This window comes from Paenibacillus catalpae, assembly GCF_900112695.1.
Classification (GTDB): Bacteria; Bacillota; Bacilli; order Paenibacillales; family Paenibacillaceae; genus Pristimantibacillus; species Pristimantibacillus catalpae.
This window is the reverse complement of the sequence record NZ_FOMT01000004.1, coordinates 252378-264089: the sequence shown is the minus strand read 5'-3', so window position 1 is coordinate 264089 and position 11712 is coordinate 252378. Positions and strand designations below refer to the sequence as shown.

General features: G+C 49.5%; 14 protein-coding genes. 7 read left to right on the top strand and 7 right to left on the bottom strand.

The window, feature by feature from the left end:
- The first annotated feature begins 198 nt into the window (after window positions 1–198).
- On the top strand, window positions 199–363 hold the full coding sequence (locus tag BM200_RS18960; protein WP_175532925.1) for a hypothetical protein: 165 nt from the start codon (window positions 199–201) through the stop codon (window positions 361–363).
- Between the two features lie 408 nt (window positions 364–771).
- Here BM200_RS18960 and BM200_RS18955 read toward each other — a convergent pair whose 3' ends face one another.
- Entirely contained in the window at window positions 772–1257 is a 486-nt protein-coding gene (locus tag BM200_RS18955) for a hypothetical protein (RefSeq protein ID WP_091188229.1), read from the bottom strand.
- A gap of 1 nt (window position 1258) precedes the next feature.
- Window positions 1259–1789: a hypothetical protein gene (locus BM200_RS18950; protein ID WP_091188228.1), complete on the bottom strand. Its 531-nt coding sequence runs from the start codon at window positions 1787–1789 to the stop codon at window positions 1259–1261.
- A 153-nt stretch (window positions 1790–1942) separates the two neighbouring features.
- Between BM200_RS18950 and BM200_RS18945 the strand changes: the two genes are divergently transcribed.
- The 3 genes from BM200_RS18945 (at window position 1943) to BM200_RS18935 (ending at window position 4766) form a co-directional block, all read left to right on the top strand.
- Window positions 1943–2392: a GNAT family N-acetyltransferase gene (locus BM200_RS18945; protein ID WP_091188227.1), complete on the top strand. Its 450-nt coding sequence runs from the start codon at window positions 1943–1945 to the stop codon at window positions 2390–2392.
- Window positions 2393–2572: 180 nt separating this feature from the next.
- Window positions 2573–3571, top strand: coding sequence for a lysylphosphatidylglycerol synthase domain-containing protein (locus BM200_RS18940; RefSeq protein WP_245773110.1), 999 nt, complete (start codon window positions 2573–2575; stop codon window positions 3569–3571).
- A complete protein-coding gene (locus BM200_RS18935) occupies window positions 3561–4766 on the top strand; it encodes a glycosyltransferase family 4 protein (RefSeq protein ID WP_091188225.1) in 1206 nt (401 codons plus the stop codon). Before BM200_RS18940 ends, BM200_RS18935 begins: the two co-directional genes overlap by 11 nt.
- A 52-nt stretch (window positions 4767–4818) precedes the next feature.
- On the opposite strand, the gene BM200_RS18930 is transcribed toward BM200_RS18935, so the two are convergent.
- From BM200_RS18930 to BM200_RS18915, 3 genes are all read right to left on the bottom strand, one after another.
- On the bottom strand, window positions 4819–6033 hold the full coding sequence (locus BM200_RS18930) for an MFS transporter (RefSeq protein WP_091188224.1): 1215 nt from the start codon (window positions 6031–6033) through the stop codon (window positions 4819–4821).
- A gap of 498 nt (window positions 6034–6531) precedes the next feature.
- Window positions 6532–7506, bottom strand: coding sequence for a sensor domain-containing diguanylate cyclase (locus tag BM200_RS18920; RefSeq protein ID WP_091188222.1), 975 nt, complete (start codon window positions 7504–7506; stop codon window positions 6532–6534).
- A gap of 24 nt (window positions 7507–7530) precedes the next feature.
- Complete coding sequence (locus tag BM200_RS18915) at window positions 7531–8337, bottom strand: alpha/beta fold hydrolase (protein WP_091188221.1); 807 nt, start codon at window positions 8335–8337, stop codon at window positions 7531–7533.
- Between the two features lie 190 nt (window positions 8338–8527).
- Here BM200_RS18915 and BM200_RS18910 point away from each other — a divergent pair, with 190 nt between their 5' ends.
- Entirely contained in the window at window positions 8528–8986 is a 459-nt protein-coding gene (locus tag BM200_RS18910) for a GNAT family N-acetyltransferase (protein WP_091188220.1), read from the top strand.
- 50 nt (window positions 8987–9036) lie between these two features.
- Here the strand turns inward: BM200_RS18910 and BM200_RS18905 are convergent, their stop codons facing one another.
- A complete protein-coding gene (locus BM200_RS18905) occupies window positions 9037–9471 on the bottom strand; it encodes a GNAT family N-acetyltransferase (RefSeq protein WP_245773086.1) in 435 nt (144 codons plus the stop codon).
- Window positions 9472–9589: 118 nt separating this feature from the next.
- Between BM200_RS18905 and BM200_RS18900 the strand changes: the two genes are divergently transcribed.
- Entirely contained in the window at window positions 9590–10042 is a 453-nt protein-coding gene (locus BM200_RS18900) for a GNAT family N-acetyltransferase (protein ID WP_091188218.1), read from the top strand.
- A gap of 93 nt (window positions 10043–10135) precedes the next feature.
- Window positions 10136–10798, top strand: a complete 663-nt coding sequence (locus BM200_RS18895) for an HD domain-containing protein (RefSeq protein ID WP_091188217.1) — start codon at window positions 10136–10138, stop codon at window positions 10796–10798.
- A gap of 265 nt (window positions 10799–11063) precedes the next feature.
- Here the strand turns inward: BM200_RS18895 and BM200_RS18890 are convergent, their stop codons facing one another.
- On the bottom strand, window positions 11064–11522 hold the full coding sequence (locus tag BM200_RS18890) for a VOC family protein (RefSeq protein WP_091188216.1): 459 nt from the start codon (window positions 11520–11522) through the stop codon (window positions 11064–11066).
- Between the last annotated feature and the right edge of the window lie 190 nt (window positions 11523–11712).

The following is an 11712-nucleotide window of genomic DNA, read 5'->3' as shown; positions in this document are numbered from 1 at the left end:
AGCGGATGATTAGGAAAATTATTGTATTTTAACCATAATGAATTAATAGGTTAATAATGAGACCGTTTTATAGAAAATATTTTTGCAATAAAGGAGATACGGTGAGAGAAATTTGTCATTTCAAGGACAGGCCAGACGGGCGAGAACCGGCTGCGCCTTCTTATCGATAAGAACCGGGCGGGAACTCTTCTGGATTGGATGGTTAACACCAGTGATCTGCCAATCGATGAGTATGCGATGCTTCCTCCTAATCTGGAGGATGTTGTCTATCTCTACATTGATGGTCAGAAGGAGAGGATTACCGGGCGGAAAGCTGTAAACGTGGTTAATAATGAGGAAAAGGTGGGGAGCTACGTTGGCTAATGCGCTCGCTTTTGTAAGAGGCCGGATGTGGACGGAGCTGTATATTTTTTTCCGTATTCAGTGCTGCCGGTCCTAAGATATATCGGCGTTATATTCCCAACGACCTATTCGGCTTCCGCTCTGAGGGAAATGCTGACCAAAGGCTGGACATCGGCTGATAGTCCTTGCCTATGTAAAAACCGTTGCCTTTGTGGCAACGGTTTTTTTGGTTTGCTGCTTATTTCGCAGTAGCTCTTGCCAGCTCGTTCGCTTTCAAAGTGACTCTTGAAATGAACCCGCCTTTGCTTTTTTTATCAATGCTTGGAAGCATAGGTACCATGGATGTAGGCCTCCTTTCCTGTATTAATCTATCAAGTACCATAACATATGGAATAAATTGGAGTCAATTGTCTTTTGTAGTCGAACCTACTATTTAACTCCTAAGTAAGAGAGCAAGTTTGGGAGGGGGGCCGTATAAACGGACTCGAGCTCAAAAACACCTTCCCGTTCCTCCGTCTTAATGGCGAACTTGGAATAGAGCCGGTTGACATAGCTTTGACTGCTTAACGCGCGGAAGGACAGCTGGTTCACTTGCGGATATTGTTCATGGACATACCGGACAAGATAGCGGAAACCATCAAGGAATACGCGGCTGCTTCTAAGCCTCTTATCAATAATGACGGAATCCACAAAGATTGTATCCGGCGCACGGTATTCGAATTTCCCCCAGCCAATCACCTGGCCGTCTATATCTTCAATGAGGATAATTTTAGCGTCCGCAAGGGTCTCCAGCATATGCATCAATACAACCGGCAGCGTATAATCCTTGCTGAATTCCGTGCGGTTCTTAATAAAAAAGGAAGCGTAACGTGCGAGATCGGCGTCTGTTTGGCAGATAGAATAGCGTACAGGCATGCTATCGTCCTCCTGCTTCTGCGTAATAATTTTCGTGGTTATACTGTAAGACAAATGCCTTAAAACTGGTGAATGAAACTCTGAATTCTGTCAGACTGGCGTTCTCCGTGAAGCGGTTGGCGAACCGGGAACACAGGCGGAGAAGGGATGGATCGTTAGGGATCCAGAACCTGATTTCAGAAGGAGGCTGTTGTACCTGATCCCAATGCTGGGCCAGGAACTGGGCAGCCCTGAGCAATAGTCTGCTTCCCCGGCGGGTTTGGTGGAGAAATACAATCTGCAGTTGGATTACCTCGGTGTCCTCATAATCCTGCTCGCCCGTGCCATGGATATAACCCATTGCGCCCACGGTTTCTCCATCCTCGTTCTTGCAGAGGATCGCCTTACCTTCCATAAGAAGGGGACTTGAGATATAGCTCAGGGTGACAGGGAACGGGTAAGGTTGATTCAGATCCTCATAATTCTGCAAAAGGAACTGAATATATTTTTCCTGATAGACAGCGGTAGCACTGACAGAGAAATCATAGCTCATAGGTTTTATACCTTCCTTAATTTGGTTGAAACTAGTATAACATTGTCGAATAATGCGGGATAGTAGGATTAGTAGAATTGGCCTATTCGGTTTTTCCCTTACGGGAATGATACAATAATCTACTGAAACGAAAAATTGGAGGATTTTTAGAGCATGTCAACGATTGTAATAAGGGAAGCGGAGCTTCAGGACCTTCAGGATTTGGCCAAGCTGTTCGAGGAGCTGATGGAGGTGCCGTCCAACCTAGAAGCAATGAGCAGACAATTGAAGAGAGTAACGGAAGATGAGCATTATTTCCTGGCGGGGGCCTGTGATGGAGACAAGGTGATTGGAACAGCGATGGGGATTGAGTGCTGCGATCTGGTGGGAGATTGCCACCCTTTCCTGGTCGTGGAGAACGTCGTGGTCAGCCCGGACTACAGAGGACAAGGCGTCGGAAAAATGCTGATGCGGCGGCTGGAGCAATTTGCCGAAGAACGCGGCTGCAGCTACATTATTTTTGTATCAAGCGGCTATCGGGAGAAGGCTCATCAGTTTTACCGTGCATTGGGCTACTCGAGTGATAACCAAGGCTTTAAGAAGAAGCTGCGGGAATTAGGTTAGCCGCATAGTGAAAAGTGGATGTTGATTTAAGCGTTTTATGAAGGCGAAACCGTTTCAATTGTTCATGAAAAAGGTATTGAATTTTACCAAATTCGGCATTCTAGATAAATCACGGATAACAGAACATTCCTATAATGGGAAGATGGCTTACATATAGTCAGGAGGTGTTGATGGTTGCCGATGTACCGCAAGCTGGCGCCAACGGTGCTTAAGGTCGCTGTCTTGGCCATCATCGTCGTATTTATCGTTCGCAACATTCCGCTAAAGCTGGAGGATTTAACGTCTTTCCTTGTGCATGCGAACAGCCGGTTTTACTTGTCTCTGCTCTTATTCTCGGTATTTCTTATGCTTCAAGCCGGTATTTGGGTATTAATCGTCAATGCCTCCTTATCCGATAGCGGCAAGTTTAGCGGCACCGCGAGACTTCCAATGCTTAAAGGACTCCGTATATTTATCGAAACGCAGTTCGGTAAATACATTCCAGGAGGCTTCTGGAATGTTGCCGGACGGATTGTTATGGCGACCAAGGCGGGAGTGCCGCTGGACGCGCAATTCGCTGCGATTGTGTACGAGAATATTTTGCTGATTGCGGCGGCACTGGTCTATGCCTTGATGCTGATTATTAGTCTGCACATTGTTCCGATTTGGGTAGGGCTGCTTCTGGCTGCGGTCTTTCTGCTTATTTACTTGTTCTATGCACCGCTTACGGAACTGGTTAAAGGCTTGTTCGTCCGTGCCTCCAAGTGGAAATTTCTGCAACGGATGATCGGGAAAATGACAAAGTCATTTGGCGGCGTGGAGATGGCAGGCTCGGAGGTAAGTCTGACCCGTAATCAGTTTTTTGCCTATCTGGCTTGCTTTCTTGGCAGCCATTTCATCATGGGCATCGCTTTCTGGCTGCTTACGAACAGCTTTGATAAAGGAAAAGTCGGTTTGTTCTATGCGGCAGGGACGTTTGCGACTTCCTGGCTGCTTGGACTCGTTAGTCCTCTGCCCGGCGGGCTTGGCGTAAGGGAAGGGTTCCTGGTTTATTTCCTGTCTATGAAGCTTGGAACGGAGACGGCGCTGCAGATTTCGGTTATTGCCCGGCTTTGGAACATTATGGCCGAGGTATTGTTCTGGGCGATTATTCGGGGAGTTTACTACCTATCGCGAGGGGAGAAGGTATATGAAACGTAGGAAAATCGTTCTGGTTGCGGGGGTTTTTCCGCCAGGAGTCGGTGGCATGCAAAACTATTATTACAATCTCTCCAAGCATACCAAGCATGATATGACGGTGATTGCTCCGGAATATCCGGATTTTGCTGAATTTGATGAAGGGCAGCCATACCGGATTGTAAGGGGGCCGTTCATGAGGGGAGAACGCGCGGATGTGACGAGCTGGGGCCGTTTGTTCCGTCAGGTCAAGAGGACGCTGCGCAGGGAAGAGCCGGATGTAACCGTGTATGGTTATGTGTTAATCGGATTTATTGGGCTGTTATTCCGGGTGTTTGGCGGGCGCCGTTATATCATTTCGGCCCATGGCATGGATATGCTGATGTTCCGGCGTTATATCGGTCTTAATCAGATTGTGAAGCTTATTTTGCGCAAGGCGGATGGAGTGCTGGTCAATAGTGAATTCACGCGCCGTCTGGTGGAGGACTATGGTGTGGAAGCAGGAAGAATCGGCATTGTTCATCCCGGTGTGGAAAGCCTGTTTGAGCCAAAAACGGTTGATGAGGAATTAAGAAGGCAGCACGGATTGGAAGGGAAGTATGTTCTACTGTCGGTAGGCAGGCTTGTTACGCGCAAAGGCCACGATCGGGTAATTGAAGCCATGCCTGGCATCGTACGTCATATCCCGAATGCAGTTTATGTCATTGTAGGTGACGGACCGGAGCGGGAAAGGCTGGAGGAGCTCGCCAAGACGGTTGGCGTAGCGGGCAGGGTCCGGTTCGTGGGCGGAGTGAGCGGCACGGAACGACTGAACGATTATTATAATCTGGCGAATCAATTCATTATGGTAAGCCGGCAGTTGGAAAAGGGTGATGCGGAAGGGTTTGGCATCGTTTATCTGGAGGCAGCCTCCGCCCGCGTGCCGGTAATCGCCGGGCGCTCCGGCGGCGCTTCGGAAGCCGTCCTTGACGGAGTAACGGGTCTTCTTGTAGAGCCCGAATCGCTTATGGCAATTACGGATGCGGTTGTAAGGCTGGCAAGCGATACTCCGCTGCGTGAGCGTCTGGTGCGCGAGGGTTATAAACGCGCTAAGCTGCAGTTCCAGCATGATGTGCTGGCCGAGGTATTTGATCAATATGCGGGACGTATCTGCGCTGCTCCAGCCGCCGCCATCTATAAACGGGCGGGGAAAAGCACCGTTGAACGGATGCGCCCATAAGAATAGCAAAGCGCTGTATAGCCAGGGAAGGCTTAACAGCGCTTTTGTATGCCTAAGGAGATTCATTCTTCATGCGATGAACAAGCCAAACGGAGAAGCTGATCAGCCCCGCGATTCCTCCCGCGAAGCACACTCCGATCCAGCCCCATTCATGCCAGGCGTAGCTTCCGGCGGAAGAGCCGATCGCCCCGCCGAGGAAAGTCGTTACCATCTGAACGGTATTCAGACGGCTTCGTGCCGGAGGCTCCAGCGCATAGATGCGGGTCTGGTTGGCGACCTGCGTGCCTTGTACGCCAAGATCCAGCAAGATGACGCCGATAATCAGCGCCCATAACATGCTGCCCAGCAGGCCAAAGAACAGATACGCGATAATATTCAGGGAGATTAAGGCTCCAATCATCCATTTGGTAGGGATGCGGTCGGCCAGCCTGCCGACGAAGGGAGCGCCTAATGCGCCGGCTGCTCCAATGAGGCCAAACAAGCCTGCGATCTGGCTGCTGTAATGATAAGGCTCGCCTTCAACGTAGAAGGATAAAGCGGTCCAGAAAATACTGAAAACGGCAAAATTGGCCGCGCCAATCAGAGCGGATTCACGGAGCGTAGCGTACTTTTGCACAAGCCTTCCCATCGAGAGCAGCAGCTCGCTGTAACGTAGCTCGGCAGCCGCGCGGCTGACCGGGAGCTTCATCCGAAGCAGGAGGAGCAGGGCGAGCATGGCAGCAGCGGCGAGGGCGTACATAAATCTCCAGCCCCAGGTTCCGCCGATCAGGCCGGACACGGTCCGGGTGAGCAGGATGCCCAGCAACAGGCCGCTTGTAACGGTGCCGACCGCTTTCCCCTGCTCCCCGGGAGCAGCAAGTGTAGCGGCAAGCGGAATAAGAATTTGCGGCACGACGGTCGTCAGACCAACAGCGAAGCTCGCGATAAACATCCAGGCGAGGTTTTGCGCAGTGGCTACACCAATCAGGGAAATACAGACCAGGGAGAGTAGAACGGTAATAAGTCCTTTGCGTTCTTTGATGTCGCCAAGCGGTACAAACAGGAACATGCCAAGCGCATAGCCGATCTGGGTGCAGGTGGAGACAAAACCAACCTCATCGGGGGCAACGCCGAAGGAGCGGCCGATATCCGCAAGCAGCGGCTGATTGTAATACAAATTCGCAACGGTCATACCGGCTGTGAAAGCCATTAGAAGCAGCAGTCCTTTAGAGAGTGTTGCTTTTTCCGCCGGTGCTGCCGGAGATTCCAGAAGATGAGTAGAAGACATAGAGACGGATTCCTTTCGAGCAGGAGCAAGATTGTTAGGGCATGCTCTTAACCATCTTACCTGTATTTTTATTTATGTAAGTAGTCAGATTCATTATAGCATGGTAGTATTTGGTTATAATTGGAAACGGGCAGGTGCCAGGAGGCTGTTGGTATGATTTATTTCGGGAGCGCTGTTATAAGTTTCGTTTTTGCTTTGCTTACCTATCGGATCTTCCGATATAGATTTACAAAGTACAATCGGGAAAATTTCGGTTTAAGTATGATTGTTTGCCTGCATATCGTTTCTTTTCATAGAGAATATGTTCATTCCACGGTTGTTTATATTCTTCTTCTCTCTGCTGCACTGATCCTTACGGTACTCTTTCTCTATGGCTTATTGTTTAAAAGAAACCATATAAATGGAGAGCCGGGTCGCCGTTGATAGCCCGGCTTTTGCTTAACGATGCGAAGCAAAAGGCAGTCACAAGCCGCCAAGCTTGGGACTGCCTTATTCCAGTTAACCGGCGTTATAGTGTGTAACCCGGTTGCGGCCGTTGTGTTTCGAGATGTAGAGGGCCTGGTCAGCCTGCTGCAGCAGGGATAGCTCGGTGTCCTCAGGCGAGCAGGTTGCTGCGCCAATACTGATGGTGATTCGCAAATCCCCCAGAGGAGTAGTCTCCGTGGCAGACCGGTACCGTTCAGCCGCTGCCAGTACCTGCTCCTGATTCAGACCCGGCAGCAGAATAACAAACTCTTCGCCGCCAAACCTGGCTACAACGGTATCGCCGTATGACTGCTCTTGCAGCAATTGCGCTAAACGGGTCAGGACGAGGTCACCGACAGGGTGGCCGTATGTATCATTAATAGCTTTGAAACGGTCAATGTCGATAATGCATAACGAGAATATCTCTCCCGATTGCTCGAACAACTCCATATACTTCTGCAGCTGCTCTTGAAAATAACGGCGGTTCCTCAGGCCGGTCAGCGGATCTGTCGAAGCCAGCGTCTCCAGCTTTTCATTCAAATCAAGCAGCTTCTGCTGCTTTTTCTCGTATTGGGCATGCAGCAGCTCCAGTCTGTGATTGGCCTCATTGGTTTCTTGACACAAGGCTTCAAGCTGCTGCTTGGTCTTCATAATATCCTTCTCATGCTCAATCCGCTTCCGCATTTCCAGAGCAACGCACTCGATCACGGCTTTGCCGTCACGGTCACGCCGAATGCCATTTAACAGGACGGGCAAATCCTTGCCGTCTTTGGTCCGGAAAGAGAGATACATCTCGTTCACCTGGCCATAAAGCTGGATGTAGGGGTAGAAATACGTATGGAAAAACATTTTATTCGCCACGGACATCGTTGACTCGATATGCCGCTCCAGCAATTCCTCGCGATCGTAGCCCAGCATTCTTAACAGGGTTTGATTGACCGATTGAATTAGTCCCTTATCCGTTATGGAGAAATAACCGCAAGGGGCTTCATTTAATAGAATATCCATTCAAATACAGCCTTTCTTCATCTATTAGGAGATGGCTAAATAGTCTTTGATATACCGCGTTGTTTCAGCCGGATGACTGAGATGAGGGTAATGGCCCGTAGCTTGCATATGACGAAGAGTGCTGTTTTTCAAATGAGAATGCAAGTAGTCGCCTACCTCTGGAGGCGAGATGCTGTCGTCCGTGCATTGCAGGAGAAGCGTCGGGATTGAGGCCGAGGCAAGCTCTGACCGGCAGTCGGACAAGAAAGTCACTTCTGCGAACTGTCTTGCGATATGCGGGTCCCTGGAGCAAAAGCTCTTCTCGAGCTCGGCGGACAGCTCTCCGCGGTCCTGATTTTGCATAACGATAGGTGCAAGGTAGCTCGCCCAACCGATAAAGTTCATCTGCATCATTTGCAGCAGCTCGTCAATTTCGTTGCGGTCAAACCCTCCGTAATAGCTAGGGAGATCATTCACATAGCGGGGAGAAGCTCCAAGCATCACAATCCGCTGAAAATATTTCGTTTCCCGGATAGAGGCAAGCATGCCGATCATCCCGCTGACCGAGTGGCCGACGAATATCGCGTCTTCCATCCGGAGCGTATCCATAATATCGAGCACATCTTCGGCATAGCCGTTCAAGCTGTTATATTTGTCTGAGCTGTAATCGTTAATTTGAGAAGCCCCCGAGCCGACATAATCGAATAGAACAATCCGATAGTCCTGCTCGAAATAGGGAACCATGTGGCGCCACATATCCTGATCGCAGCCAAAACCATGCGCAAATACGATAGGCTGTTTGCCTTGGCCGAGCACTTTGACGTTATTGCGGGTGAGAATATCCGTATTCATAGATAATCTCCTCTCTCAAGAGAAGTTTAATGCTATGAACATTATATCGGATTATTCGTAGGGAGGGATGAAATTTTGTTGATTTGTGTCGAATGTACCAGAGGGATTAGTACTCTATGAAGCGGAGTTTGCCGTGTTTTTGGAGGATAAGCTAGAATAAGAGAGTGAGGATGGAATGGGAGGATCGGTAATGGAGACAACGATGAAGCAGGTACAACCGGATAATGAGGATTTGCATGAGCTGATCCGCAAGCTGGATGAGGATTTGGGGCAGCGGTATCATTCGCCGGATGAGATCTTTACGGTAGACTTTAGCGACCCTGCTGTAGCAGATATGATCTTTATTGTTGCATACGCAGAAGGGGACCCGGCTGGCTGCGGAGGGATTAAGCCGCATGGCCGAGAGTTTGTGGAGCTGAAGCGGTTCTATGTGGAGCCTGCCTATAGAAGACACGGGATCGCCGCAGGTATGCTTAGCCAGCTGGAGGGCCGTGCCAAGGAAGCGGGCTTTTCGGTTATTCGCTTGGAAGCGGGTGCCCCGCAGCCGGAAGCTCTTGCCTTCTATATAAAGCATGGCTATTACGCGATTGACCGCTTTGGCGAATACGCGGATAGCGAGTCGAGTCTCTGCTTTGAGAAGCAATTGTAAAACATAGAAAGGCCGGTACCTCTGATGAGAGAGAACCGGCCTTCCTTTATTTATGGCATAGAAAGCTGACGAATAACTTCGTACTCTGTACGGTCTACCTCTGTGAAGCCTAGGGAAGCATATAGACTTGCAGCCCGTTCATTATTCGGGCGATGACCTAATAAGATAACCTTGCAGCCGTGCTGCTCCCGGATATGCTTCACCAACGCCAACATCCCGCTCCGGCCGTGACCTTTGCTTTGGTAACGATGGTCAATCATAAAGGCCATAATCCAGTAGTTGCCGTCATCGGGATCGATGGCATAAACAGCGAATCCAACGATCTCTTTTCCGGCATATAAGGCTAGTGCGTTCATCCCGCAATATGCAGCCTCGGCGAGCCAGAACACAGCAGGTGCCGGGAACAGTGTTTTCTGCTCCTCTGCTGCTTCCAGGAGCGTGCAGGCATACCAGTTGTCAGCGTTTATTTTGTTCCATGTAATCAATGCTCGATAGCCACCTCCACTATCATCATCTCTCTTAAAGAGGTGGTCTACAAGGGAAGAGACAGGTATAATCATTCTGGGTATCATACAAATATTTACAAACGGAGGGAGGGAGTCCATGAATATCAGATTATTAAGTTCGAGCGAGAACTACCCCATGGATCTTTTGCTGCTGGCTGACCCTTCTCAAGAGCTTGTTGAGGAATACATACAAAGAGGGCAGTGTTATGCAGCTGAAATAGAGAACCAAATCGTTGGGGTATATGTGCTGTTGCCTACACGGCCCGCAACGGTTGAACTGGTTAATGTTGCGGTGGCAGAAGACAGGCAGGGCAAAGGAATCGGGAAGCAATTAGTGAAGCATGCCATTCAAACAGCCAGATCAAGAGGTTACCAAACGATAGAAATCGGCACGGGGAATTCAGGTGTGGGGCAATTAGCTCTTTATCAAAAATGCGGCTTTCGAATTGTAGGCGTGGATATCGATTTTTTTACCCGGCATTATGCAGAGGAGATCTATGAGAACGGTATTCCGTGCAGGGATATGATCCGGTTGTCTCAGGATTTATAAGTGAATTCTCGGCCTGTTATTGGTTAAGCTTTGTATGGCGGGTATGTCCAGAGATAAGAATGAAGGTCATTTCTTGAAACATGAGGTGTAACGATGGAATTAGCACATAACGAAAAAGAGAGAATCATTCATGCGGCGGAACAGTTCAGCCGCTCCGAACTGGAGAAGGACGCAAGCGGCCATGACTGGTGGCATATCCACCGGGTTGTGCAGATGGCGAAGCGTATAGCCCGTGAGGAAGGGGCGGATTCTTTCATCTGCACGATTGCAGCGCTGCTGCATGATGTGGCGGACGAGAAGCTGAATCCGTCGAAGGAAGCCGGACTGCAAAAGGTCCGTTTCTGGCTTGAGGAGTATATGCATGATAAAGAGCAGCGCGATCATGTCATGGACATCATCTCGAATATGTCCTATAACGCCGGGACTAATCCGCCGATGCGTACGCTGGAAGGTAAGGTTGTGCAGGATGCCGACCGTCTTGATGCAATTGGGGCTATCTCTATTGCGAGGGCTTTTGTGTATGCGGGCTGGAAGGGGACTCCGATTCACGACCCGGCTATCCCGCCACGCAGCGAGATGACTCGGGAGGAATACCGTAACGGGAAGAGCACGGCTATCAACCATTTTCACGAAAAGCTGTTGAAGCTTAAGGATCTGGTCAATACGGACGCGGCCAAGCGAATAGCAGAGGAACGTCACCGCTATATGGAGCAGTATGTTGAGCAATTTTACGAGGAGTGGGAAGGAAACCGATAGAGTCCCCCTGTTCATCGTCTTCAACGCCGACGTTGCACGAAGTGCAGCATAATCGTTCATTTGAGCCCCAAAATAGAGATATCCTGCACATCGTGCAGGATATGATGAACTAAACCCTGCATAAGGGCTAATTTCCGAATAATATACTGTATTCAGTACAATATAGATTGTCCGTCGCCCGTATTTTGGGCTAATATACTGCACTTTGTACAGTGCGAGTCTGCTTAACTGGTGTGGATACATATGCCCGATTAAATAAGGCCCTTCAGGGTCTTATTTTTTGTTTTATTTCATTCCATTCACTTAAGTAAGGAACATAGTCCAGGTTTTGCGGCTCGTCGTCCAGCCAAGCCATAAACTCCAGCTCGTTGCCGTCATGGTCGTTGAAGTAGACGCTTGCTGCCGGCATCCACGCATGGACGAAGGGTTCCGATGCATCTTTGCCAAAGCCCGGAAGCGGATAGATGCCCCGTTCGATCAGCCATTCCTCCGCCTGCATCAGCTGGTCGAGCTGTAAGCCAAAGGCGAAGTGGCGGGGCTGCAGCTTTTGCCCTTTAGGCACCTCTTTTAAAGCCAGCAGGTCTCTGCGTTCTCCCACATAGAAAAAAGCCGACCTCCGCTCGGGCTTATGCAGCGCGAGAGTCAGTCCCAGCTTTGTATAGAACTTAATGGAGCGCTCCAGGTTCGTCACTTGCAGATGAGTTTCAAAGATGGAATCAATCATATCGGTAAGCTCCTTTTGTAAATAGGTACTGCCTTATTGTAACTTATCATCTCCACTATATGACATTTGTCATCTGAAAGAGATTACGTTCATGCGTAGGATCACCTATCCGGAAACGGTAAGATGAGTATGTAAGCAAGGGCCGCAACTTCAGATGAAACAGCATGACAAATTATAGATAGCGGGAGTG

Bases quoted from the DNA above. Each gene is read 5' to 3' on its own strand.
- BM200_RS18945 (WP_091188227.1), top strand. From the start codon at position 1,943: ATGTCAACGATTGTAATAAGGGAAGCGGAGCTTCAGGACCTTCAGGAT.
- BM200_RS18955 (WP_091188229.1), bottom strand. From the start codon at position 1,257: ATGCCTGTACGCTATTCTATCTGCCAAACAGACGCCGATCTCGCACGT.
- BM200_RS18890 (WP_091188216.1), bottom strand. From the start codon at position 11,522: ATGATTGATTCCATCTTTGAAACTCATCTGCAAGTGACGAACCTGGAG.
- BM200_RS18960 (WP_175532925.1), top strand. From the start codon at position 199: ATGGTTAACACCAGTGATCTGCCAATCGATGAGTATGCGATGCTTCCT.
- BM200_RS18935 (WP_091188225.1), top strand. From the start codon at position 3,561: ATGAAACGTAGGAAAATCGTTCTGGTTGCGGGGGTTTTTCCGCCAGGA.
- BM200_RS18910 (WP_091188220.1), top strand. From the start codon at position 8,528: ATGGAGACAACGATGAAGCAGGTACAACCGGATAATGAGGATTTGCAT.
- BM200_RS18940 (WP_245773110.1), top strand. From the start codon at position 2,573: ATGTACCGCAAGCTGGCGCCAACGGTGCTTAAGGTCGCTGTCTTGGCC.
- BM200_RS18950 (WP_091188228.1), bottom strand. From the start codon at position 1,789: ATGAGCTATGATTTCTCTGTCAGTGCTACCGCTGTCTATCAGGAAAAA.
- BM200_RS18915 (WP_091188221.1), bottom strand. From the start codon at position 8,337: ATGAATACGGATATTCTCACCCGCAATAACGTCAAAGTGCTCGGCCAA.
- BM200_RS18930 (WP_091188224.1), bottom strand. From the start codon at position 6,033: ATGTCTTCTACTCATCTTCTGGAATCTCCGGCAGCACCGGCGGAAAAA.
- BM200_RS18895 (WP_091188217.1), top strand. From the start codon at position 10,136: ATGGAATTAGCACATAACGAAAAAGAGAGAATCATTCATGCGGCGGAA.
- BM200_RS18900 (WP_091188218.1), top strand. From the start codon at position 9,590: ATGAATATCAGATTATTAAGTTCGAGCGAGAACTACCCCATGGATCTT.
- BM200_RS18920 (WP_091188222.1), bottom strand. From the start codon at position 7,506: ATGGATATTCTATTAAATGAAGCCCCTTGCGGTTATTTCTCCATAACG.